This window comes from Streptomyces sp. NPDC088733, from assembly GCF_044751185.1.
GTDB lineage: Bacteria > Actinomycetota > Actinomycetes > Streptomycetales > Streptomycetaceae > Actinacidiphila.
In genome coordinates, this window is sequence record NZ_JBIVLH010000008.1 from 79,127 (window position 1) to 102,503 (window position 23,377).

A 23,377-nucleotide genomic window follows, 5' to 3' on the forward strand; every position below is an offset into this window, starting at 1 on the left:
GCCGCGGCCCGGTCGCTCAGCGGGTGCGGCGCGCGACCAGGCCGCGCACGAACGCGGCCTGGCCGGCGTGCTGGAGGTCGTCCGAGACGACGCTGACCAGCCGGACGGCGAGGGTCACGGGCGGGTCCCAGCTCTCGTCGACGACACGCTCGAAGTCGGCCTCGTGCAGGGTGCGCAGATAGCCGACGGTGTGGTCGTGGACGGCGTCGTGGTAGCCGGTGAGCAGCTCGCCCGAGGCCACCCGCACCGCGTCGACCTCCTTGCGGACGTGCCCGTACCCGGTGTCGTACGGCGGCAGGCCCAGGTCGAAGCGGCCGGCCCAGCCGTCGGCGGTCCACAGCTGCTCCGTGCCGGCGGCGTCGGCGACATGGTCGTCCTGGATCCGCGTGAGGTGCCAGACCAGCCAGGCGATGGAGTTGGAGCGGTCGTCCAGACGGGCGTGCAGTTCGTCGGGGGTCAGGCCGTCGACGGCCTCATGGACGACCTCCTGGATCCGGCCGAAGGCGTCTACCAGCAGTTGGGCGCTCTTCACGGGTACTCCCTGCGTTTCGGTGGGCCGGGTTGCGCTCCACGCTAGGCGGCTGCCCCGGCGGCGGCCACGAGACACTCCAGGACCCGGCGCAGTGCAGGCTGCCGCGAGGTGCCGGAGGCGAGCAGGGCGGAGACGGTGCGGGTCACCGGGTCGGCCGGCGGGTGCAGGCTGACGCCGTCGAGGGCGGCGGGAAGGGCCATGCGCGGCACGAGCGCGACCCCCGCCCCGGCGCCGACGAGGGCGGTGAGCACGGCGAAGTCGCTCGCCAGCGCCACCGGCCGCGGGACGAACCCGGCGGCCCCGCAGGCCCGCCGGGTCAGCTCGTGGCAGGAGGTCTCCGGACCGGGCATCAGCCAGTTCTCCGCGGCGAGGCCGGCGAGGTCGGCGCTCTCCCCGGCGGCGAGCCGCAGGCGGTCCGCGAGGGCCGCCGGCAGGGCCAGCAGCACCGGCTCGTCGAGCAGCCGGTGCTGCTCGCACCCCGCGGGGACGTCGCGGGGCAGCAGGCTGTACGCGTGGACCACCGCGATGTCCGCCTCGCGGCGGCGCAGCGCGCCCACGGCGGCGTCCGGCTCGTGCTCGGCGATGCGCAGTTCGGCAGGTCCCGTGCCGTCCGCGGCGGCCCCGGCGGCGAGGCGCGCCCAGACGTCCGGCAGCAGGACGCGTGCCGCGGACGGGAAGGCGGCGACGCGCACCGGTGCCCGGTCCCCGCCGCGCAGGCCGTCGAGGGCGGCCTCGGCGGACGCGAGGTCGCCGAGGACCACCTCGGCGTGCTTCACCAGCAGCCGGCCCGCGGCGGTCAGCCGCAGGGTGCGCCCGTGCTTCTCCAGGAGGGGGACGCCCGCCTCGCGCTCCAGCGCGGCCAGTTGCTGCGAGACCGCGGGACCGGTCAGGTGCAGGGCCTCGGCGGTGGCGGCGATGGTGCGGTGCACGGAGAAGTCGCGCAGCAGGGCCAGCCGGCGGACATCGAGCACGAAGCTCACCTTCTCGTTCCGCATAGAAAGAGTAACTGGATCTTTGTCATTCTACTGGGGACAGTGGGGACGTGAAGAACGCCCGCCACACCCTGGCCCTCGCCGGCACCGTCGTGCTCTGGGCGTCCGCCTTCCCCGCGATCCGGGTCGGGCTGGACGGTCTCGGCGTCGCGGGGCTGTCGTTCCTACGCCTGGCCGTCGCCTCCGTGGCACTGGCGGTCGTGGCACCGCTGACCGGGGTGCGGCCGCCGCGGGCGCGCGACCTGCCGCTCATCGTGCTGTGCGGGCTGACCGGCATGAGCGCCTACCAGGTGCTGCTGAACTGGGGCGAGGTCCACGTCCCCGCCGGCACCGCGAGCCTGCTCGTCGCGCTCGCGCCCGTGTTCAGCGTGCTGCTGGCCACCGCCTGCCTCGGTGAGGCGCTGACCGTCCGCATCGTCGCCGGCAGTCTCGTGGCCATCGCGGGCGCCGCCGTCATCGCCCTCGCCCACGGCGGCGCGCGCGTCTCCGCGGGGGCCCTCGTCGTGCTCGCCGCGGCCGTCGTGCAGGGGATCTACCACGTGGCCACGAAGCCGCTGCTGCGCCATCGCACGGGCCTGGAGGTCGCCTGCTACGCGATGTGGGCCGGGACGGCGCTGCTGCTGCCGCTCGCGCCGGGGACGGTGACGGCGGCGGTCCACGCGCCCGCCGCCGCCCTCGGGGCGGCCGTCTGGCTCGGGCTGCTGCCCTCCGCGCTCGGCTTCGTGCTCTGGGGGTACGCGGTCGCCCGGACGACGCTCGCCGTCTCGACCGCGGCGCTCTACCTCGTCCCGCCGGTCGCCATCGCCGTCGCCTTCGTGTGGCTCGGCGAGACGCCGCACTGGGCCGAACTGGCCGGCGGGGTGCTCGGGATCGCCGGAGTCGTCCTGATCAACCGGCGGCGGCCCGCGGCGGGGGCCACCCGGGGACGGGCTCAGCGGAACGCGACCGCCAAGGTGACGACATAGGGCTCCTCGACCGTGCCGTCGGGGAAGAGCGCGGTCAGCCGCTCCCGTTCGGCGGCGAGGAAGTCCCGGGCCGGCTGCTCGCCGAGCACGAGGAACGCGGAATGGCTGCCGAGGCTCCCGAGGTGGACGTCCAGCGGCACCCGCCGCGTCCAGGCCACCCGGCGCACGGTGAACTCCGGCCCCTCCGGCACCCGGTCCTTCGCCCCGCCGCCCAGGGCGCCGCCGCCGTGCCCGAAGTACGCCCGCAGCCGGGCCTCCTGGTCCGCCAGCCACGGTGCCGAGCGGTCGAAGTCGTTGCGCCACACCGCGAAGGCGCCGCCGGGACGGAGCACCCGCAGCGCCTCCGGCACCGAGGCCGCCGGGTCCGTCCAGTGCCAGGCCTGCGCGTACGTGACGAAGTCCAGGGCGCCGGTCGCCAGCGGCAGCCGGTCGCCCTCGCCGCGCACGACGGGCACCCCGGGCAGCGAGCGGCGGAACTGGGCGGCCATGCCGTCGCCCGGTTCGACGGCCACCACCCGGGCGCCGCGGGCGTGCAGCAGGGCCGTCGCGATCCCGGTCCCCGCGCCGACGTCCGCCACGCGGGCACCGGCCAGCGGCCGCCCGGCGACCTCCTCCAGGGCGTCCAGCAGGGCCACCGGGTAGGAGGGGCGGTTCGCCGCGTACAGGGCGGCCGCCTTGTCGAAGGAACGGGCGCGGGAAATGATCGTCATGCCTCCATCCTGCGTCGCCGCGCGCCCGGCGGGCGAAAGCTTTGCCCTTCCGTGGTCAATTCCACTGGCGGCGGTACGCGTGCCCGCCTCCGCCGCCCGCGGGCCTGATCCACAGCGTGGCCAGCAGCCCGAGGAAGCTGATGGCGATCACGAGCACACCCGGGCCGATGCCGCGGCCGCTGCTGATGGCGGCGAAGGCCGAGGTGTCGGCCGCGGTGCCCGGGTAGCCTGCGGCCCCCGGAGCCGCCGGGGCGTTCGCCCCGCCCTGCGCCCCGGGAGCGGCCGGCGCGGCCGGGGCCGCCGGTGTCGCCTGGCCGTTGGGGGTGTCCTGTGGATTCCCGCCGCCCGGGGTGGCGCCACCGGCACCTGTGCCCGTGCCCGTGGCCGGGTCCGCGGCGGGCGCGGAGGAGACCGGGGCCGCCGGCCCGCCGTTCTGGTCGCCCGGGGCCGTGCCGTCGCTGTCCGTGGCACGGGGGATGCCCACGCCCAGCGCGGCCAGCGCGGTCGTCACGGGCTGGAAGAACGTGATGCCGCCGGAGGTGCAGTCGCCGCTGCCGCCCGAGGTGACGCCGAGGGCGAGGCTCTGGGCGAACAGCGGGCCGCCGCTGTCCCCGGGCTCGGCGCACACCGTCGTCTGGATCAGGCCGCCGACCTGGCCCTCGGGGTAGTTGACCGTCGCGTTCAGGCCGGTGACCTGGCCCGAGTGCAGGCCCGAGGTGCTGCCGCTGCGGAAGACCTGCTGTCCCACCAGGGCCTCGGCCGCGCCGTTGATCCGTACCGCCCGGCCGTCGCCCAGGTTCACCGCGCTCGTCCGGTCGTCGTCCGTGGTGCCGTCGCCGGGACCGCCGTAGCGGATCAGGGAGAAGTCCCCGCCGGGAAAGGAGCTCGCCACCGTCGTACCGACCCCGATGGCGCCCCGGTTGTCGCCGAACCACGTGGTGCCGACCGGGCCGCAGTGCCCCGCGGTCAGCAGGAAGGTCTCCTTGCCGTTGGTGACGTTGAAACCGGCGGAGCAGCGGCTGCCCCGCGTGAAGATGGGCGCGGCGCCCGCGGTGCGGACGGTGAACGTGTCCGTGGTCCGCTCCATGCGGACCGCGCCGCCGATGCCGTCGGCCACCTCCTTCAGCCGCGACCAGTCGGCGGCCGAGACGGTGGCGTCCGCGAGGACCACCACCGTGTTCGACTTGGGGTCGACCGACCACGCGGTGCCCGCCACCCGCGGTGCCTCACGGAGCGTCTCCCCGGCCGCGCTCAGCTCGCGCATGCTGTACCGCACGACCTTCGCCTGCGCGCCCGCCCCGGTCACCTCGGCCGCCGACGCGTCATCGGTGACGGCGACCACCGGGCGGCCCTGCGCGTCCACCCAGCTGCCCGCGGTACGGGAGTCGCCGAGCCGGCTCTCCAGCTCTCTGGCGAGGGTGGCGGCGCTGCCGACGCTCTGCGCGCCGTCCGCCGGGGCGTCCAGGACCCGCCGTCCGCCACCGCCGTCCTGCGACGCGTTCGCCCCGGACTGCGACACCATCACCCCGCCGCAGACGACTCCCGCGACGGCCACGAGCCGTATCGCGCGCTGCACGCCACGCCGTGTGCGCCTCACCCAGACCCCTACTTCCGCATCCGTACGCGGACCCGCGACCCGGGCCCACCCTCCATACGTGCGGTACGCGCCGCGTGCTCACCGCCGCGGCGACCGTTGTCCGAGGGGGGCGGGACCGGGCGTCCCGGGTGCCCGGGCACCGGCGAGGACCTATCGTGACGGAGAGGCGCCAGGCGGGCGCCGCCCGCGACGGCGCGTCCGCGTCGCGGGGGTGAGCCATCAAGGAGTCGGGATGGGCGGACAGTTCGAGGCAGTGGTCGAGATCGACCGGTCGGTCGGCGAGGTCTTCGCCTACCTCGCCGAAGGAACGCACGACCCCGAGTTCAGCCCCCGGGTGCAGGAGATCAGGAAGAGCCCGGCCGGTCCGACCACCGTCGGCACGATCTTCACCAGCGTGGTCAAGGACGCCGGCATGAAGTCCCGGCGGGAGTTCCGCATCACGGTGCTGGACGCGCCCAACCGGATCCGCTGGGCGGAGCAGTCCAAGAACCTGGTCACCGCGGTGCAGGGCGGCTACGACCTGGAGCCGGTCGGCGAACGGATGACCCGGGTGCGCATCTTCAACGAGCTGGAGGGGCACGGCATCGGCAAGCTGCTCGCCGGGCTGGCCCTGAGCGCGGCCCGCAAGGACGCGCCCGCCTTCGGGCAGCGCATCAAGGCGGCCGTCGAGGCCTCCTGACCCCGGCGGACGCAGCCGCGCCGACGGGCGCGGCCGCACCCGCGGTGTCCGCGGGTGCGGCCGGGACCGCGTCAGTAGCGCAGTACCGCGGCGATGTGCTCGTGCCCGGCGAGCGTGTCGGGGGGCAGGAGGACGACCTCGGCGCCCTTGTCGAGCGCGGTCTCCACGACCTCGTCGACGATGTCCTCGCGCACACCGCCCTCGAAGCCGCCGGCCTGCTCGGCGTCGCCGTCGACCGGGACCAGGTGGCCGTCCGACAGCCGCACGATGCGCTGGTAGTCCTCCTCGACCGCGACCAGCTCGGCCCGGCCCTCGCACACCGACTCCCAGACCTCGTCCAGTCCCGCGGCGAAGGTGCGGCGGCTCCGGGCCTCCTCCAGCCGCGCGCCGACCCGTTCGGTCTCCTGGCGCGCGAACTCCTCCAGGGCAGGGGCGAGTTCCTCCAGCAGCGTCGGCTCGGGGGCGTCCGTCAGACCGCCCTTGAGCACGGTGGCCACAGCGGCGTCGGAGGCGGTGCCGACCTCCTTGAGCAGCCCGACCGCGTCGGGCAGCCCCACCAGGTACAGCGGGCGGGCGTCCGCGCCCAGCAGCGCGGCCAGCGCACTGTCGACGGTGCGCAGGAAGCGTCGGGTCTCCTCGTTGCTGAAGGTGCTCGGGTAGTCGCCGATCTGCTCCAGCCGCTCCGGGTCCCACTCCAGGTGCTCCGGCTCCGCGGGGAAGCCGTCGCCCTCGTGGGGCTGGAGCGACCGCCCGCTGCCGCTCCACAGCGTCGCCCGGTCGGCGGCCACGCCCAGCACCCAGTACGGGCGGGCGCGGGCCTTGGCCGCGACCAGGTTCCGGGTGAGGAAACTGTCGCTGATGACGACACGCTCGGGCACCGGCCGCGGCAGCACCCACAACTGGTGGTCGTCCTCTGTGGCGTACATGACCAGACCGTCGAGCGAATGCCGCAGGTCCACCTCGGACGCGACCCGCTGGAGCTGGCCCTTGATGTTCATCCGGGTCCGGCGGGACGCGTCCGGGTCGTTCTCGACCCGGCGTTCGGCCTCGGCGATGAGATTGCGCAGCCGCACCGCGTCCTGGGCGTTGTCCGGACGCCGGTGCGTAGGCATGGTCAGCGACACCGCTGGGTACGGCCTGGTCGCGCGGAGCTCCCGCAGGGTTCCGGCCGTGAGGGCGTCGGTTTCCATGGTTGCCTCCTCGAGGTCCACGGTTGCTCCCCGGCGGACGGGGGCAGCCCACCTCCCGAGCGTTTCACACCCCGCGCCGGGTCGCCTGCCGGAGGAGAACGGCTCCCTGTGGTGGTTCAGCCGGCGGTGCGGTGGCGGGCGCCGAAGCCGCTGTCCCAGGACCACATGTGCGTGCACGACGGGCACTGCAGATGCACCACGGGGCCCTGGTTGGAGAGCAAGTAGCGCCAGTGGTCGGGGCAGTTGCGGCCCGCGGCGCACGTGGCGCACTCGGCGTGGTCCTCGCAGCGGGGGCACGGGATCCAGGCCCGGCGGCCCGGGTCCGCGGAGGGATCAATCGGAAGCAGCACCGTCGTCCTTCCCGGTCTCCTCGCGGGCCGGCAGGACGCCGGCCGCGACGAGCATGCGGTGCACCGCCTCCTGCTCCTCGTCCAGGCCCGAGTACAGCAGCCGGTGCGCCTCGTCCTCGCCGCGCAGGACCTCGACGGGATCCCAGTCGTCGCCGAGGGCGGCGACGACCTCGGCGCGACGGGCCGTCTCGTGCTCGGTGAAGTCGAGCTCGAAGGTGTGGAGCTGGTCCGGGGAATCGTTGTGGTTCATGGTCGCTCGCCCGCTCCCGCGGCACTCGGGGGTGAATCAAACGTGTGTATCAAAATGCCGGACTTGCTGGGAAGCGTTCCCGCCCCGAATGTGACGCATTCCATGCTGGTGAGGGGCTGGTCAGGGACTGCTCAGGGGCGTTTGGCCAGCCCGCGCCGGACGGTCGCGAAGGGCCGGAAGGACTTGCGCGGGGCGGCGGGGCCGGGGGCGGTCCTGCGCGGTGTGCTCGCGGCCGCCGGGGCGGGGGCCGGGGCGGGCTCGGGCAGCGCGTGCACGACCCGGCCGAGCCGGCGGCCGAGGAGCAGGTAGCCGAGCAGGGCGCCCGTGGTGTTCATGATCACGTCGTCGACGTCGAAGGCCCGGCCCTGCACCACCGCGCCCTGCGCGAGCTCCACGAGGACCATGACCAGCCCGGTGGTCACCACGACCCGCAGGGCGCCGCGCGCCTTGGGGGCCAGCACCGGCAGCAGCACACCGAAGGGCATGCCCAGCAGCACGTTGCCGCCGACCTGCCGGACCGCGCCCGCCACCGTGTAGCGCTCGTAGTACTGGCGGAGCGAGGCCCCCGGGTGCAGATTGGCGTGCGCCAGGCCCTCGGAGGCGTACGAGGGGGAGAGCGTCGCGCGGGCGAGCACCGCCCCGAAGGCCACCATGGCGACGAACGCCACCGCCACCGCGGCCCAGCGGCCCACCGTCGCCAGCACCGAACGGCGCCTCGGCGCCGGTGCCTTGGCTGCCTTGGTCGGTTTGGCTGGCTTCGACGTTCTCCGACCCCACACTGACCGCACCACTGAGCCCCTCCTCCGGTCGTGACCCCGCCTTCGACGGATACCCCGGAAGCAGGGGAGGATTCTCCGGCCGGGGACGGTTTCCGGAGTGCGCGCGGCATGTGCGCGGCCGTCACAGCAGTTGGGCCCGCCGGCGCCCACCGCGCCACACGGGCGGCGGAGGAACCGGCGGGCCCGGACCCGGCATGACGATCCGTCAGCCGCGGTACCACTTCTGGTTCGAGGTGCCGTAGCAGGTCCACAGCTGGAGCTTCGTGCCGTTGGCGGTGCCCTTGTCGACGACGTCGACGCACTTGTCGGCGTGCGGGTTCACCAGGTCGCCGGCGCTGTTGAGCACGAACTGCTGGGCCCAGCCGCCGTTGCACTTGGCGAGCTGGACGGCCGTGCCGTTGTCGGTGGACGCCCAGGCCAGGTCCATGCACAGACCGAGGGAGTGGACCGAGCCGTCGGAGCGGAAGTCCCATTTCTGTGAGGCGCTGCCACCGCAGTCCCAGATCCGCAGGCGGCTGCCGTCGCGGCCGATGCCGTCCGCGGCGTTGGTGATGTCGATGCACCGCCCGGTGGCGGAGCTGCGGATGCGCACGCCGGGGGCCGAGACGCTCTGCTGTGTCTTGGTGGGCGTGGCGGTGGGCTTGGCGGGCGAACCGCCCGATCCGGAATTGGACTTGGTGCCGCCGCCGGTGCCCGAGCCGGTGGCGGAGCCGGACGAGCCCGAACCGCTCGTGCCCGAACCGCCCGTGCTGCCGCCGCCGGTCGTTCCGCCGCCGCCGGTGCCTCCGCCGCCCGTGGCCGTGCCGCCCGCGCCGCCGGTGCTGCCGCCGCCGCTGACGGTGCCGGTGGAGCCGCCGCCGGTGAAGACCGTGCCGGAGCCGCCGGCCGTGCCGTTCACCTGGCCGCGCGGACCGGAGTTCTGGGGGCCGGTGTTGCTGCCGGCGGAGTGCGACCCGGAGGGCGCGGACGGGTTCGATGCCGTGTCCTCCGGGGTGCCGGCGGACACGGAGGCGGCCGGCAGGCCGACGGCCACGGACGTGCTGCCGTCGGTGCCGTGATCGGGGAACAGGTCTATCTGCGCGAGTAGGGGAACCACCAGCACCGCGCAGCCCACGACGGCGGCCGCGGTGGCTGTCGCGGCCCATACCCGCTTGCCCGGCAGCAGCCCCCGGCGGGGCAGTGCGGGGCGCCGGGCGAACTGCTCGCTGAAGCGTTCGGGTGCTCCTTCGAGCACCTCGGGGTGCCGTGGCTCGGATGGGGACGGCACATCGTCTCCTGTCGTATCGGTGAGGCTGCCGGGAAGCATGGAGGCGCAGGTCCGCGCAACTTCTGCCGGAACATGCACAGTGAGCGAACGTCGTCTTAAGAGCCTCGCCGAATGATCGACCGTTCGCCAACCTCGTAAGTACAGCACGCCCTGGCGGGCGAAATCGTTCACCCCACCTGCTGGAACGAGTCGGTGCGCCAGGGCAGATGAGATCCTCCGGGAGCCGGCGCCGTGACCCCCGCACCACACGACGCGGAAGGGGGCGACGGGACCTCGCGGACCGCCTCCTTGCCGAGACCGAGGGCCTGCGACGCTACGTCGGCGGCCTGATGGGCGGTGATGTGCACACCGCCGAGGACGTTCTCCAGGAGACCCTGCTGCGGACCTGGCAGCGTGCCGGGCGCCTCGACTCCGACGGGCGGCCGATCCGCATGTGGCTCTTCCGCGTGGCCCGCAATCTCGCCCGGTCCTGGTCGGCGCGCTGCACGCGCTCGCCCCCGCGCACCGTGAAGTGGTGGTCCGCGTCCACGTCATGGGCCAGGAGGGCGAGGACGTCGCCGCGCAGCCGGGCGTCCCGCGGGGGACGGTCACGTCCCGCACCCACCACGGAGTCCGTGCCCTGCGGGCGGAGCCGGCACGGCGCGGCTACCGCGGCGCGGCGGCCTGAGCACCCGCTCGCGCGGCAGAACGCCGCGCTGACACCTTAACGGCGCCACGACCGCACCCCGTGGCGCCGTTGGGACATGTCGCAGCTGTGACACCGCAGGTCAGTGACATGCCCACCGCCACAGCAGATTCTGTCGGACAGCGCGTGACCCCCAGCTGTACGAAAGGTGCTTGGCTGATGGCATGGATCCGCCTGACGGCGGCAATATCGACAGGATTGCTGCTCGCCGCCGGAGGCGTACCGACCGCCTCCGCCCGGACGCCCCAGGACACCGCGGCGCGACCCGCCGGCGGCCCGGGCTCCCCGCCCGTGACCGTACGCCTGGTGACCGGCGACCGCGTGACGGTGACGCCGGCGGCCGACGGCCGCAGCGCCGCCTCGGTGGAGCCCGGCCCCGGTCGCGAGGGCATCGTGTTCCGCACGTACCAGGAGGACGGCGGCGACCTGACGGTGCTGCCGTCGGACGCCGCGGACCTGGTCTCCGCCGGGACGCTGGACCGGCGGCTGTTCGACGTCTCCACCCTGATCGCCCAGGGCTACGACGAGGCCCGCACCTCCGCGCTCCCGCTGATCGTCTCCGGCGCCCCGCGCGGCGGCGTCGCCCGGACGACGGCGAAGAGCGAGAAGGCCGCGGCCGCCGTCGCGGACCGGGTCGCCGCGTTCAACGAGGCGTCGGCCCCGGCACGGACCCTCGCCAGCATCGGGGCGCGGTCCCTGCGCGTCGCGGACGGCGACCTCGGCGCCTTCTGGAAGGCCTTGACCCCGGGCGACGCCCAGGGCACCGCCCGTGCCGCCGCGACCCCGCGGGTGTGGCTGGACGGCCGGGTCGCGCCGGTGCTGGACCGCAGCACGGCGCAGATCAACGCGCCGGCGGCGTGGCAGGCCGGGTACGAGGGCCAGGGCGTGAAGGTGGCCGTGCTGGACACCGGCGTGGACGCCGGCCACCCCGATCTGGCGGGCCGGATCGCGGAGTCGAAGGACTTCTCGGACAGCGGCAACACCGTGGACCACTTCGGGCACGGCACGCACGTGGCGTCGATCGTCGGCGGCACGGGCGCGGCGTCCTCCGGTTCCCGCAAGGGCGTGGCGCCGAAGGCGGAGCTGCTGATCGGCAAGGTGCTCGGTGACGACGGCTTCGGCTCGGAGTCGCAGGTCATCGACGGCATGGAGTGGGCGGCCGCCGAGCACGCCAAGGTCGTCAACATGAGCCTCGGTTCGGACGAGGAGACCGACGGCACCGACCCGATGAGCCAGGCCCTCAACACGCTCTCCGCCTCGGGCGACACCCTCTTCGTCGTCGCGGCGGGCAACGCGGGGGACAACGGCGAGTCCACCGTGGGCTCGCCGGGTGCGGCCGACGCCGCGCTCACGGTGGGCGCCGTGGACCGTGACGACTCCCTCGCCTCCTTCTCCAGCCGCGGCCCGCGCCTGGGCGACAAGGCCGTCAAGCCCGATGTGACGGCGCCGGGCGTCGGCATCGTCGCCGCGCGCGCCGCGGGGACCACGATGGGCGACCCGGTCGACGCGAACTACACCGCGGCGTCGGGTACCTCTATGGCGACCCCGCACGTGGCGGGCGCCGTCGCGCTGATCGCCCAGATGCACCCCGACTGGACCGGTCAGCAGTTGAAGGACGCGCTGACCAGCACCGCGCACACCGTTCCGGGCACGAAGGTGACCGAGCAGGGCGGCGGCCGGATCGACGTCGCCGCGGCCATGGGCGCGGTCACGGCCACCGGCAGTGTGCTGCTCCCCGCCGTCCAGGTGGGCAGTGGCAAGCAGCAGTCGGCGACCCTGCACTACACCAACACCGGTGACAAGGCGGTGGACCTGAAGCTGGGCGTGGCGCTGGCCAACTCCGACGGCGTGGCCCTGACGGCCGGTGTCGTCGCGCCCGGCGCGAGCACCGTGCACCTGGCCCCCGGAGCCTCCGCCGACGTGCCGCTGAGCACCGACGCGAAGGACGCCAGGCGCGGCGCCTACTACGGCTACGTCACCGCGACCGGCGCGGACGGCACCGTCCTCGCCCACACCACGCTCTCCCTGGTCGTGCACGCGCCGCTGCACCGGCTCACCGTGATCGCCCGCGACCGCGCGGGCAAGGTGCTGCCGGGCTGGATGCCGACGATCTGGGGCCAGGACGGCTTCGTCTCGTACACCAGCGCCGACCCCGCGGTCGCGATCGTCGAGGAGGGCACCTACCAGGTCGACTTCAGCACCCTGGACAGGGCCTCGGACGGCCAGGAACTGGTCGAGGTGATCAACCCGCAGGTGAAGGTGGCCAAGGACACCACGGTGACGCTGGACGCCTCCAAGGTCACCCCGGTGCAGATCCGCACGCCCCGGCCCGCCGAGCAGCGCGGGATCCTCAGCTACCAGACGTACCGGCGCATCGAGGGCCACGGCCTGATCCAGGGCGTGATGTTCTTCGACGTCGCCAAGCGCATCTACGTCAGCCCGACCGCCCAGGTCACCGACGGCACCTTCGAGTTCGCCTCGCGCTGGCAGATGACGGCACCGCAGTTGCGGGCGAAGGTGTCCGGCACCTCGGCGCCCTTCGCCCCGTACTACCTGCCGAGCTCTCCGGTCTTCGACGACAAGGGCGTCCGGCTGACCGCGGTGGACGCCGGTGCGGGCACCGCCGCGGACCTCAAGGCCGCCCACGTGCGCGGGAAGCTCGCCGTCGTCCGCTACGACTTCGGCAACGACCGCGAACTGGCGAAGGCCGCCGCGGACGCCGGGGCCAAGGCGCTGATGCTCGTCATGCCCGAGGGCTTCTACCCCTGGACGCGCTGGGCGCCGGAGGGCGACCGCCTCGCACTGCCGATCATGCGCGCCGGCTTCCAGGAGGGCACCGACCTGCTGGCGCGCGCCGGCAAGCGCACCACCACGGTGGACTTCTCCGGCACGGTGAAGAGCCCCTACCTGTACGACGTGCTGCAGGTGTCCCAGCAGCGTGTGCCCGACAAGGTGGTGTACACCGTCGACGAACGCAACAGCGCGGTGGTGAAGGCCTCCTACACCCGCACCGGCGCCTCGGCCTGGGCGAGCGAGCAGCGTTTCGGCTGGCGCCCCTACCAGGACTTCGCCTGGAACCAGTACAGCCGCGACGTGCCGGCGGGACAGCAGCGCATCGAGTACGTGACGGCCGGTGACACGCTGTGGAGCCACACCGTGCACCACGACACCGTCTTCGACCGTGACATCGAGCTGGGCGTCGGCATGCAGGACGCCGCCCACACCTACAGGCCCGGACAGCACGCCGCGGAGCAGTGGTTCGCGGGGCCGGTGCGCCCGTCGATCCCGCACGGTGTGACGGGCTGGCCGGGTTCGGTGCGCAACGGGGACACCCTGTCCCTGTACATTCCGGAATTCACCGACTCCCAGTCCGGCCACTGGTCGTTCGCGGAGGCCAGCTCGCTGGGTGGCGGTGTCGGCACCGGTGCCGCGGTCTCCGCGGTGGGCGACCCGAACGACGTGGCCCGCGCCGAGGTGTACCGCAACGGCCGGCTCGTGGCGCAGTCCGACACCGGGGCCTGGGGCGGATTCGAGGTGCCCGCGGGCAAGGCCGGCTACCGGCTGGACCTGACCACTGCCCGCACCTCCGCCGACTGGCAGTTCGGCACCGGCACCAGGACGTCCTGGACGTTCACCTCGGACACCGCGGCGACGGCCACGCTGCTGCCGCTGCTCCAGGTCGACTGCAACGCGCCCGTGGACGTCCGCAACGCGGTGGACGCACGGCGGTCGCACACGCTGGGTCTGGACGTGCGGATGCCGGACGGTCTGGCCGCCCCGCGCGGGGTCACGCTGACGCTGGAGACGTCGTACGACGACGGCAGGACCTGGCACCGGGCCCGCACCGCGCAGCACGGCGGCACGCACTTCACCGCCGCGGTCGAGCGCCCGTCGGGTGTGCGCGGGGACGCGTACGTCAGCCTGCGGGTGACGGCGGCGGACGCGGCGGGCAACTCCGTGCGGCAGACGGTCGACCGCGCGTACCTGCACCGCGGCCCCTCCTCGGGGCGGTGACGCCGGCCTCGCGGAACGGCTGAACGACGGCGGGTGCCCGGGCGGAAGCCCCGGGCACCCGCTGTTTGCTTGCCCGGTGGTGGCTCGCGGTGCAAACTTCAACGGGCCGTTCCGCTTATGAGGGCCGGCAGCGGCGAGGGAGGGGCACGGCATGCTGGAGGCGGCAGGTCTCACGGCGATCGAGGAGACGGTGTACCGGCTCCTGGTCGGGACCGCGACCGCGTCGGCGCAGGAGGTCGCCGACCGGACCGGACTCCCGCGCGACTCCGTCGAGGACGTCCTCGACGCCCTGCGCGGCAAGGGACTCGCCAGCCCCACCGACCGTGATCCGCTGCACTACGCCGCCGTACCGCCCGACGTGGCGCTGCTGCCGCGGCTTCAGCGCAACGCGGACGCGCTCGACAAGGCCCGTACCGCCGTCACCGACCTGCTCGACAGCTACCGCAGCACCCGCCGCAGGCACGACCCCGGCCAGCTCATCGAGGTCATCACCGGGGCGGAGGCGCTGCGCCAGCACCTGCGGCAGATGCAGGACAACGCGCGCCACGAGATGCTCTGGTTCTGCAAGGCGCAGTACGTGGCGATGCCCTCGGGCAGCAACCGCGCGGAGTACGACGCCCTCGCCCGCGGGGTGCGCTACCGCGTCCTGTACGAGCAGGCCTTCTTCGACGACGAGGGCGCCGTCGACAACGTCGTGGAGGGGGTGCGCGCCGGCGAGGTCGCCCGGTCGGTCCCGCACCTTCCGCTGCGGCTCGCGGTCGCCGACCGGGCCATCGCCATCTGCCCGTTGGTGCCCGGCGGGCCCCAGGGCAGTCCCAGTGTGGCGACGGCCGCTCTCGTGCGCGGCAGCAGTCTGCTGGAGGCGCTCATCTCGCTCTTCGAGCGCTACTGGGAGACCGCGGTCCCGCTGAACGTCAGCGCCTCCGGCGGGGTCGAGGGAAGCGACGGGGTCGTCGACGCGGATCCGCTCACCGAGACCGACCGGCGGCTGCTCTCGCTGCTCGTGGCGGGTGTCGCCGACAAGGCCATCGCCAGTCAGATGGGGTTGAGCAGGCGCACCGTGCAGCGCCACATCCAGCACATGATGACGCTCGCGGGTGCCGACACGCGGATGCAGCTCGCCTGGCAGGCCGCCCGCCGCGGTTGGCTCTGAGTCGCGCCGCCCTCAGGTGACCTGACGGATCATCAGTTACGCGGGGCGGGTCCCCGCCGGTCGCCGGGGAAGCAGCCGGGTGGCGGGCCCGGCACCCCCACCACTGGCCAGAGCTTTCCGCCCTCGTCGCGGACCCGGCCGGTTGGTGGGACGCTGGACGTATGAGTACCCGCCTACCAGCGGGTTCCGTGGAGCAGGCTGCCCTGCCGTCCTGGTCGCCCATGCTGGCGGTGGCCGGTCCGCTGCCCGGGCCGGAGGACGAGGCGCAGTACGGGTTCGAGCCGCTCTTCAACGGTGCCCGAGTTCTTGTCCATCTGCCGGGGGACGGCCGGGTTCGGCTGATCTCCGGGATCGGCCAGGACGTCACGAGCGTGTATCCCGAGCTGCAGCAGCTGCCCGACGTGCTGCCACCGGGGCTGGTCGCCGTGCTCGACGGCGAGATCATCACCCTGGGCAAGCACGGCGGTCCGTCCATGGAACGGCTCCAGCGGCGGATGAGCCTGCGGCACCCGGCGGCCGTGGAACAGGCGGCCGCGGACATGCCGGCCCGGCTGATGGTCTACGACATCCTCCACCTGGGGGAGCCGGTCCTGCACTCCCCGTACACCGCACGCCGTGCCCTGCTGGACGACCTGGACATGTCCGGCCCCTTCGTCGCCGTCCCGCCCTACTGGCCGGCCATGGCGGCGGAAGCGCTGCAGCACATCCGGCAGGAGGGGTACGACGGGATCGTGGCGAAGCGGCTGACCAGTCCCTATCTGCCGGGGCGGCGCAGCCGCGACTGGATCAAGATCAAGAATCTGCATCCGGACGAGACCCGCTGACCCGTTCCGGCCGCCGCTCGCGCTGCCCGTCGCCGCTGCCTGTTCGCACAGCCGGCTGCCCCGCCGGCGCGGGCCGGCCCGTCCGGACGTCGTTTCCCCTCTCCCCCCTCTCTCTGTGATCCCGCCGCTCCCGTGCGTTCCGGCGTGCGTACGGGACGCTCCCGCACGCCTCCGATTTGTGACCGCCGCGGGCGCGTGGCCCGCTGCTCCCGGGGTAATGGCCGTGCGACCGCCGGGGTACACGTATCCCGCAGCAGCCGATGGGCCGATGGGAAGAGGACACAGGGACATGGCGCATGACGTCGCACAGATCGTCCGCAAGGCCGTCGCCGAATGTGCGGGCGTGACGGTGGACGAGGTGAGCGCCGAGTCCACCTTCGGCGGGCTCCGCCTGGGGGACCGGGGCAAGCAGCGGGCGGCCGACGCCGTCGAGCGCAAGGTGGGGGTCATGCTGCTGGCCGCCGAGGTCGAGCGGATGGGGACGGTGGGCGACCTCGTCGACACTGTCTCGGAGAAGCTCTCCGAGCAACTCTCCTCAGGCTGATCGCGCACTCTCGGTAGTCGTGACGCTGTGTCGCCGGTGTGAACCGTGTGCGTCCGGCGGTCCTGAGGCGGCGCCCAAATCCCTTCATGAACAAGGGATTTGGGCTGCGGACGGCACGTCAGAAGGAGCCGTTCCCACCCCTCGAAAAGCATGTTTATTTGTCCGAGTTCGCGTAATTTGTCGGAAACCTTTGACTCTGGGCCACGAACGTGCCTACGGTGCAAATGGGACGCTTCCAACTAGGCACATCGGATACGGCGTTCCACACCAGTGATGGTGTGCCCCGTCCCAAGGACCCGGGCACATCCCGGTCGCACCGGAATCACGCGCACGAAGCCGGTGCGGCGGCGACCAGTCCTTATGGTCGCACCCCTAAACGTTCACACCTCAAAGGGAACGACATGCGCGCGAACAAGAACACCACTCGCAGGATTGTCGCAGCGGCCTTTGTTGCTCCGCTGCTGGCATTCGCCGGAGCGTCCGCGGCAAGTGCGGCCACGCCGCATGAGTCAGCCACGCAGCAGGCAGTCGTCGCGCACGGCGGCTGGGGCGGCGGCTGGGGCGGCGGTGGCTGGGGCCACGGCGGCTGGGGCGGCTGGGGCGGCTACGGTGGCTGGGGCCACGGCGGCTGGGGCGGCTGGGGCGGTGGCTGGGGCCACGGCTACGGCGGCTATGGCGGCTGGGGCGGCTACGGCTTCTACCGCTGAGGTCTGACGATCGGAGCAGACCGAGCAACGCAGTGACAGTACGGCAGGGCCGTCACCTCGCAGGAGGTGGCGGCCCTGCCACGTCCGGTGAGCGCCGGCACTAAGGGAACGTGTGGAAGACCCCGTCGGGGTCGTACTTCGCGCGCAGTTCGCCGAGCCGCGCCCAGTCGGCCGCCCGGTACGACCTGCGGGCGTGCGATGCGTCCGCCGACAGGTCCGCCTCACCGATGTAGTGCCCGGTCCCCAGCGGGGCGACCGACGCCGTCGCCTCGCGCTGCCAGCGGACGTTGGCCTCGTCCCGTGACGGATCGTCCCAGATCGCGTACGGCGCGACTTTGGCGTCGCCCAGAACGCCGAACGCCATGTTCCGCAGCAGCTCCGGGTTCCGCGAGGCCGGGGCGAGCGGCGCCAGGACAAGGGACTTCGCCGAGGGCGCGCGGCCGAGCGCGTCGCCGAGCCGGGTCAGCAGCGTGCCCAGGTCGGCCCGGGACCACAGCGAGTCGACCGCGTAGCGGTGCCCCTCCGGCCAGGCCGCCGCGGCCCGCGCGTACAGGGCCTCCATGGACGTGGGCTCCGCGACGGCCCGGTGCAGCGGGGCGGTGCTGAGCGGCGCGCGCGCCAGCGGCGCCAGCGCCCGGGCCGCCTCGTCGTGCGAGCCGGCGAACGCGGTACCGGTCAGCGAGACGACCACCTCACCGGAGCCGGGATCGGTCAGCAGGACGAACGCGACCTCCACGTTTGGCGGCAGTTCCTCGGCGGCGTCGGCGATCCAGTCGGTGAGGCTCTCGACCTCCCCGAGGTGGCACACGTACGAGGTCGCGGCGATCGCCGCCGGGAGGGGCCGCAGTGCCAGCCGGAAGGCGGTCACGACGGCGAAGAACCCCGGTCCCGCGCCGCGCGCCGCCCAGAACAGGTCGGCGTTCTCCCGCTCGTCGCAGCGCACGACCTCGCCCTCCGCGGTGACGACCTCGATCGCCCGCACGCTCGCGCACGCGGGGCCCCACTCACCGGAGTTCCAGCCGAGGCCGCCGCCGAGCAGGTAGCCGCCGAGGGCGACCGCGGGGGCGTGGCCGGTGGGGAAGGCGAAGCCGGCGCCCGCGAGGATGCGCGTGAGTTCCGCGGACCGGATCCCGGGTTCCACGGTCGCGGTGGCCTGCCCGGGGCCGACGGTGCAGCGCCGCAGGGCCGACAGGTCCAGCAGCATGCCGCCGTCGCGCAGGGGCGTGCCGCACCAGCTGTGGCCGCCGGTGCGGACCGCGACCCGCAGGCCCTCGGCACGGGCCAGCGCGATGGCCGCCGGCACGTCGCGCACGGTCGCGGCGCGGACGATCACCTCGGGGTGGCGCCGCGGCTGGTACCCGTTCCACAGACGGCTCGCGCGGACGTCCTCGTAGCCGGCGTCGCCCCTGCGGACGATCGCCCCTTCGACGCCCGGAACCCGTACGGGATCGCTCATGACGACCTCCTGGCCGCCGTCAGGCGGTGTGGCGCATGCGTCGTCCCAGGCTAACCGCAGGCCCCGCGGGCCGCCCGCGGCCGCACCGGCCGCGGGCCCCGGGGCAGGGCCCGGGCAGCCGCGGCCGCGGCGCGGGATCAGCCGGTGAGCCGGTCGATCTGGCGGATCTTGTTGGTCGCGTCCAGCGCGGCCACCTTGTATGACTCGGCGAGCGTCGGGTAGTTGAACACGGCGTCCACCAGGTAGTCGACCGTGCCGCCGCAGCCCATCACGGCCTGCCCGATGTGCAGCAGCTCGGTCGCCCCGGAGCCGAAGCAGTGCACGCCGAGCAGCGTGCGGTCCTCGGGCGACACCAGCAGCTTGAGCATGCCGTGCGAGTCGCCGATGATCTGGCCGCGGGCCAGCTCGCGGTAGCGCGAGATCCCCACCTCGAACGGCACGTTGTCGTCGGTCAGCTGGTCCTCGGTACGGCCGACGAAGCTGATCTCGGGAATGGTGTAGATGCCGATCGGCTGGAGGCCGCGCATCGCGTTCACCGGCTCCTCGCACGCGTGGTACGCGGCGGCCCGGCCCTGTTCCATGGAGGTGGCGGCCAGCGCGGGGAAGCCGATCACGTCGCCCACCGCGTAGATGTGCGGCACGGCGGTCCGGTAGTGCTCGTCGACGGCTATCCGGCCGCGCTTGTCCGCGGTCAGCCCCGCCTTGCCGAGGTCGAGTTCCTCGGTGAGGCCCTGCCGGCCCGCCGAGTACATCACGGTGTCCGCGGGGATCTTCTTGCCGCTCGCCAGCAGGGTCAGCGCGCCGGTGGCGTGCCGCTCGACGGCCGCCACGGTCTCGCCGAAGCGGAAGGTCACCGCCAGGTCCCGCAGGTGGTACTTGAGCGACTCGACGACCTCGACGTCGCAGAAGTCCAGCATGCCGTCGCGCTGCTCGACCACCGTCACCTTGGTGCCGAGCGCGGCGAACATCGAGGCGTACTCGATGCCGATGACCCCGGCGCCGACGATCACCATCGAGCGGGGGACCCGCTCCAGGTTCAGCACGCTGTCGGAGTCCATGACCGTGCGGTCGTCGAACTCCACGCTGGCCGGCCGGGCCGGCCGGGTGCCCGTCGCGATCACGATGTGCGCCGCCGTCACGAGCGAGTCCTGGCCGGAGGCGTCGCGCACGGCGACGGTGTGCTCGTCCACGAAGCGGCCGGTGCCCGGCAGCATCGTGACGCGGTTGCGGGCCAGCTGGCTGCGGATCACGTCCACCTCACGGCTCACCACGTGCTGGGTGCGCGCGGTGAGGTCGGCGACGGTGATGTCCTCCTTGAGGCGGTAGCTCTGCCCGTACATGTCGCGCTGGGTCAGGCCGGTGAGGTACAGCACCGCCTCACGCAGGGTCTTGGACGGAATGGTGCCGGTGTGGATGGAGACGCCGCCCAGCATGTCCGGGCGGTCGACGATGGCGACCCGGCGGCCGAGCTTGGCCGCGGCGATGGCGGCCTTCTGGCCGCCCGGGCCGGATCCGATGACGAGCAGGTCGAATTCGGTCACGGGCCGAGTCTGACAGGGGGCGATGCCCCGGGGAAAGAGAGGTCCCGGACCGGCGGCCTCAGCGGGCGTCGTCGGCGGTGACGACCTCGGTGATGCCGCGCGCGGCCAGATGCACCGGGTCCTGGGCGAGTTCGGCCAGGACGAGGGCCGGCCGCACCCCGCGGGCGGTGAGGGCCGCCCAGGCCTCGAAGACCTCGCCCCCGGGGGCGCAGGTGGCGCGGCGCGGAGCCGTCCCGGGATCGCCGACGTCCACGACGAGCGCGGTGGTGCGCGGGAGCGGGACCGGCGCCGAACGCAGTTCGGCGGCCGCGCGGGCGACGGCGGCGCCGACCGGTTTCACCCGGCGGTCGTTGGTGAGCAGGCCGAGCGTGTACTCCAGCTCAGGGAAGTCGGCGAGGCTCCGCGCGACGTCGTGGGAGCACCACCAGGTGATGCCCCACAGATCGGTGCAGTCCAGCGCGTTGGCGATGGTGGCCGACGCGAAGGCCGCCGCGTGGTCCGGCGGGATCAGCGGCGCGGGCGCGCCGACCTCCTGGAGCCAGACCGGACGGTGCGGGTCGGTGGCCCACGCCTTGGAGAGTTCGACGAGGTAGGCGGCATGGTGCTCGGTGGCGACGCCCGCGTGGCCGTGGCGCTGCGCGGTGCCGTTGAAGACCCAGGAGTGCACGGCCGTGGCGAAGCCGAGGCGGGCGGCCTGACCGGGGGTGAACGCGTGGTCGTCCTGGTACCAGGCGGCGTCGTACTCGGCGTGCAGATGCAGCTTGCCGGGGGCGCCGCGCTCGCACGCGTCGAGCATCAGGCGCAGCCACGCCTCGGCCTGCGCGGGGCCGATCCGGTCGGGGTCCGGGTGCGGCGGTCCGGAGAACTGGTTGATCTCGTTGCCGACCGTCATGCCGAGGAAGTTGGGCCGGTCGGCGAGGGCCGCGGCCAGGGTGCGCAGGTACTCGGCCTCCGCCGCGACGACGTCGGGGTCGGTGAAGATGTTCCGGCGGTGCCACGTGCCGGTCCAGGCGGGCAGGAAGTCGAAGCTGGACAGGTGGCCCTGCAGCCCGTCGACGTTGACGTCCAGGCCGCGCTCGGCGGCGGCGTCGGCGAGCGCGACCAGCTGCTCGACCGCCCGCGGCCGGATCAGCGCGCGGTTGGGCTGGAACAGCGGCCACAGCGGGAACACCCGGATGTGGTCCAGACCCAGACCGGCGATGGAGTCGAGGTCGGCGCGGACCGCGTCGAGGTCGAAGTCCAGCCAGTGGTGGAACCAGCCCTGACTCGGGGTGTAGTTGACGCCCAGACGCGGGGTCATGGCGGCTCCAGGTGGCGAAGGGCGGGCGCGGCGGCACGCCGGGGCTGTCGGGCGGGCGGGGGAGAGCCGTGCCTCGACCGGCTTCGGCCGGGGGGCCGGCCGCCGGCGCCCACGCCAAACTCGCATCGCTCCCCCGGCAAAGTCAACTCAACGCGGGCAAAGGCTTTTTGGCCGAGGGAAACCGCAGGTCATGCCGCAGGTGAAGAAATTGAGCAGGGACTGCTAATGCGCTTTAGAGGCAATCCGCTCAAGCGCTATAGCAACGCGTGGTGTTCCCCTGGTGGATACTGGCACCCCACAACGGGAACACGCGGCGGAGAACGGCGGGAGGTACCCGATGACGGCGGAACCGGTGCCCCCGGGCCGCGCCGACCGGCGCCCGTCGGCACGCCGCCCCACGATGAAGGACATCGCCCGCCGGGCGGGCGTGTCCGAGAGCGCGGTCTCCTTCGCCCTCAACGACCGGCCGGGAGTGTCCGACGCCACGCGCCGCCGCGTCCGTGCCGTCGCCGAGCAACTGGGCTGGCGGGCCAGCACCGCCGCTCGCGCGCTGTCGGGGGAGGGCGCCGCCACGGTCGGCCTGGTGCTGGCCCGTCCGGCGAACACCCTCGGGCTCGAGTCGTTCTTCCTGCAACTCGTCTCGGGCCTCCAGGAAGTGCTGTCGGCACGCCAACTCGGCCTGCTCTTCCGCGTGGTGGAGGACGGCACGGAGGAGTGCGCCGTCTACCGCAGGTGGTGGGCCGAGCAGCGGGTCGACGGGGTCGTCGTGGTCGACCCGCACGCCGGCGACCCGCGCCCCGAACTCCTGGACTCCCTCGGCCTGCCCGCCGTCGTCATCGGCACCACGCCGGACGGCGCCGCAGAGCACCCCGGGATCTCCACCGTGTGGGCCGACGACACCGCCGCGATGGCCGCGATCGCCCGCCACCTCCACGCCCTCGGCCACCGCCGTGTCGTCCACGTCGCGGGCCTGCCGCACCTGGCGCACACCGCCCGCCGCATCGCCTCACTGCGGGCCGAGGCCGCCCGCCTCGGGCTGACCGCGGCCCGCTCGGTCACCACGGACTACTCCGGCGACCAGGGCGCGGAGGTCACCCACCGCGTGCTGGCCGGGGCCGATCCGCCCACGGCGATCGTCTACGACAACGACGTGATGGCGGTCGCGGGGGCGGCCGTCGCCGCCCGGCGCGGGCTGTCCGTACCGGGCGACCTGTCGCTCGTCGCCTTCGACGACTCCCCGCTGTGCCGGGCCACGCACCCGCCGCTGACGGCGCTGGTACGGGACACGCCGGGGGTGGGGCGGCATGCGGCGGGGGAGTTGCTGGCGCTGCTGGATGGGGGGAGCGCGCGGCGGTCGCAGGTGCCGACGCCGACGCTTTGCCCGCGCGGGAGCACGGGCCCGCGTCCGCTGTAGACCCGTTTCTCCCCCGCCCGCCCTCCCGTGTGCCCGGCAAGGTCCGGGCGCCCCGACGCGCGTTGTTGGGGGGCCGGGTGCGGGCCCTCCGGGGCTGCCATTCTGGACAGCACATTTAGGTGCCTCAGGTACCCGACTTGATCACTCCGGGTTGTGCACCCAAATATGCTCCAGTGTCCAGAACGCCACCCCTACGACCCCGCCCCCTCCGTCTCGTATCGCGCCTGATCCCCGGTGGGTGGTGTGAAGCGGCACCGTGCTCGGGCACCTGTTGGCGCCGCGCCAACGACATGCTCCGCCGTCACCGCCTACAGACACCCCACCGGCCGTCAGTCGCCCCAACCGGCCCGGGAGGGGGTGTGGCGGGGTGCGCCCGGAAGCGACGAGCGGTGACCGCGGTACACGGATTGCAGGCGTAACCCGCGAGC

Annotated in this window: 21 protein-coding genes and 1 pseudogene; 10 read left to right on the forward strand and 12 right to left on the reverse strand. The window is 73.7% G+C overall.

Going from position 1 to position 23,377, the window contains the following annotated elements:
- Positions 1–16 precede the first annotated feature (16 nt).
- Both ACIP64_RS16675 and ACIP64_RS16680 read right to left on the reverse strand, forming a co-directional pair.
- A complete protein-coding gene (locus tag ACIP64_RS16675) occupies positions 17–532 on the reverse strand; it encodes a DinB family protein (protein ID WP_401586695.1) in 516 nt (171 codons plus the stop codon).
- 41 nt (positions 533–573) lie between these two features.
- Positions 574–1,527, reverse strand: coding sequence for a LysR family transcriptional regulator (locus ACIP64_RS16680; protein ID WP_401586698.1), 954 nt, complete (start codon positions 1,525–1,527; stop codon positions 574–576).
- A gap of 47 nt (positions 1,528–1,574) precedes the next feature.
- Here ACIP64_RS16680 and ACIP64_RS16685 point away from each other — a divergent pair, with 47 nt between their 5' ends.
- Entirely contained in the window at positions 1,575–2,489 is a 915-nt protein-coding gene (locus ACIP64_RS16685) for a DMT family transporter (protein ID WP_401586700.1), read from the forward strand.
- Here the strand turns inward: ACIP64_RS16685 and ACIP64_RS16690 are convergent.
- Complete coding sequence (locus ACIP64_RS16690) at positions 2,456–3,199, reverse strand: class I SAM-dependent methyltransferase (RefSeq protein ID WP_401586703.1); 744 nt, start codon at positions 3,197–3,199, stop codon at positions 2,456–2,458. The genes ACIP64_RS16685 and ACIP64_RS16690 overlap by 34 nt on opposite strands.
- Positions 3,200–3,254: 55 nt before the next feature.
- Positions 3,255–4,775: a S1 family peptidase gene (locus ACIP64_RS16695; RefSeq protein WP_401586705.1), complete on the reverse strand. Its 1,521-nt coding sequence runs from the start codon at positions 4,773–4,775 to the stop codon at positions 3,255–3,257.
- A 253-nt stretch (positions 4,776–5,028) separates the two neighbouring features.
- Between ACIP64_RS16695 and ACIP64_RS16700 the strand changes: the two genes are divergently transcribed.
- Positions 5,029–5,475 carry an SRPBCC family protein gene (locus tag ACIP64_RS16700; RefSeq protein ID WP_401586708.1) on the forward strand — a complete coding sequence of 149 codons (447 nt, stop codon included), beginning with the start codon at positions 5,029–5,031 and terminating at the stop codon, positions 5,473–5,475.
- Positions 5,476–5,546: 71 nt separating this feature from the next.
- On the opposite strand, the gene ACIP64_RS16705 is transcribed toward ACIP64_RS16700, so the two are convergent.
- The 5 genes from ACIP64_RS16705 to ACIP64_RS16725 all read right to left on the reverse strand — a co-directional run bounded on the left by ACIP64_RS16705 (position 5,547) and on the right by ACIP64_RS16725 (position 9,311).
- A complete protein-coding gene (locus tag ACIP64_RS16705) occupies positions 5,547–6,665 on the reverse strand; it encodes a chemotaxis protein (protein WP_401586710.1) in 1,119 nt (372 codons plus the stop codon).
- 116 nt (positions 6,666–6,781) lie between these two features.
- Positions 6,782–7,012 carry a hypothetical protein gene (locus tag ACIP64_RS16710; protein WP_401587316.1) on the reverse strand — a complete coding sequence of 77 codons (231 nt, stop codon included), beginning with the start codon at positions 7,010–7,012 and terminating at the stop codon, positions 6,782–6,784.
- Positions 6,999–7,265, reverse strand: coding sequence for a DUF6400 family protein (locus ACIP64_RS16715; protein ID WP_360909340.1), 267 nt, complete (start codon positions 7,263–7,265; stop codon positions 6,999–7,001). The genes ACIP64_RS16710 and ACIP64_RS16715 overlap by 14 nt, the downstream gene beginning before the upstream one ends.
- Positions 7,266–7,396: 131 nt before the next feature.
- Positions 7,397–7,969 (reverse strand): VanZ family protein, encoded by a 573-nt coding sequence (locus ACIP64_RS16720; RefSeq protein ID WP_401586713.1) that lies wholly within the window; start codon positions 7,967–7,969, stop codon positions 7,397–7,399.
- A 280-nt stretch (positions 7,970–8,249) separates the two neighbouring features.
- On the reverse strand, positions 8,250–9,311 hold the full coding sequence (locus ACIP64_RS16725; RefSeq protein WP_401586715.1) for a ricin-type beta-trefoil lectin domain protein: 1,062 nt from the start codon (positions 9,309–9,311) through the stop codon (positions 8,250–8,252).
- Between the two features lie 329 nt (positions 9,312–9,640).
- On the opposite strand from ACIP64_RS16725, the pseudogene ACIP64_RS16730 reads away from it, so the two are divergent.
- The 7 genes and pseudogenes from ACIP64_RS16730 to ACIP64_RS16760 all read left to right on the forward strand — a co-directional run.
- Positions 9,641–9,724: pseudogene (locus ACIP64_RS16730) on the forward strand (sigma factor); the annotation flags it as partial.
- A gap of 20 nt (positions 9,725–9,744) precedes the next feature.
- The gene (locus ACIP64_RS16735) at positions 9,745–9,978 is read left to right on the forward strand and encodes a sigma factor-like helix-turn-helix DNA-binding protein (protein WP_401586718.1); all 234 of its coding nucleotides are present in this window, start codon (positions 9,745–9,747) and stop codon (positions 9,976–9,978) included.
- Between the two features lie 177 nt (positions 9,979–10,155).
- The gene (locus tag ACIP64_RS16740; protein ID WP_401586721.1) at positions 10,156–14,010 is read left to right on the forward strand and encodes a S8 family serine peptidase; all 3,855 of its coding nucleotides are present in this window, start codon (positions 10,156–10,158) and stop codon (positions 14,008–14,010) included.
- A 151-nt stretch (positions 14,011–14,161) separates the two neighbouring features.
- The gene (locus ACIP64_RS16745; protein WP_401586724.1) at positions 14,162–15,163 is read left to right on the forward strand and encodes a helix-turn-helix domain-containing protein; all 1,002 of its coding nucleotides are present in this window, start codon (positions 14,162–14,164) and stop codon (positions 15,161–15,163) included.
- A gap of 188 nt (positions 15,164–15,351) precedes the next feature.
- Positions 15,352–15,987: a hypothetical protein gene (locus ACIP64_RS16750; protein ID WP_401586726.1), complete on the forward strand. Its 636-nt coding sequence runs from the start codon at positions 15,352–15,354 to the stop codon at positions 15,985–15,987.
- Between the two features lie 289 nt (positions 15,988–16,276).
- A complete protein-coding gene (locus ACIP64_RS16755) occupies positions 16,277–16,531 on the forward strand; it encodes a hypothetical protein (RefSeq protein WP_360909327.1) in 255 nt (84 codons plus the stop codon).
- A gap of 401 nt (positions 16,532–16,932) precedes the next feature.
- Entirely contained in the window at positions 16,933–17,238 is a 306-nt protein-coding gene (locus tag ACIP64_RS16760; protein ID WP_360909325.1) for a hypothetical protein, read from the forward strand.
- Between the two features lie 100 nt (positions 17,239–17,338).
- On the opposite strand, the gene ACIP64_RS16765 is transcribed toward ACIP64_RS16760, so the two are convergent.
- The 3 genes from ACIP64_RS16765 to ACIP64_RS16775 form a co-directional block, all read right to left on the reverse strand.
- Complete coding sequence (locus ACIP64_RS16765) at positions 17,339–18,694, reverse strand: FAD-binding oxidoreductase (protein ID WP_401586730.1); 1,356 nt, start codon at positions 18,692–18,694, stop codon at positions 17,339–17,341.
- A 137-nt stretch (positions 18,695–18,831) separates the two neighbouring features.
- A complete protein-coding gene (gene sthA / locus ACIP64_RS16770; RefSeq protein ID WP_401586733.1) occupies positions 18,832–20,235 on the reverse strand; it encodes a Si-specific NAD(P)(+) transhydrogenase in 1,404 nt (467 codons plus the stop codon).
- 58 nt (positions 20,236–20,293) lie between these two features.
- Positions 20,294–21,535 carry a glycosyl hydrolase gene (locus ACIP64_RS16775; RefSeq protein WP_401586736.1) on the reverse strand — a complete coding sequence of 414 codons (1,242 nt, stop codon included), beginning with the start codon at positions 21,533–21,535 and terminating at the stop codon, positions 20,294–20,296.
- A gap of 337 nt (positions 21,536–21,872) precedes the next feature.
- On the opposite strand from ACIP64_RS16775, the gene ACIP64_RS16780 reads away from it, so the two are divergent.
- A complete protein-coding gene (locus ACIP64_RS16780; RefSeq protein ID WP_401586739.1) occupies positions 21,873–22,949 on the forward strand; it encodes a LacI family DNA-binding transcriptional regulator in 1,077 nt (358 codons plus the stop codon).
- Positions 22,950–23,377: the final 428 nt, after the last annotated feature.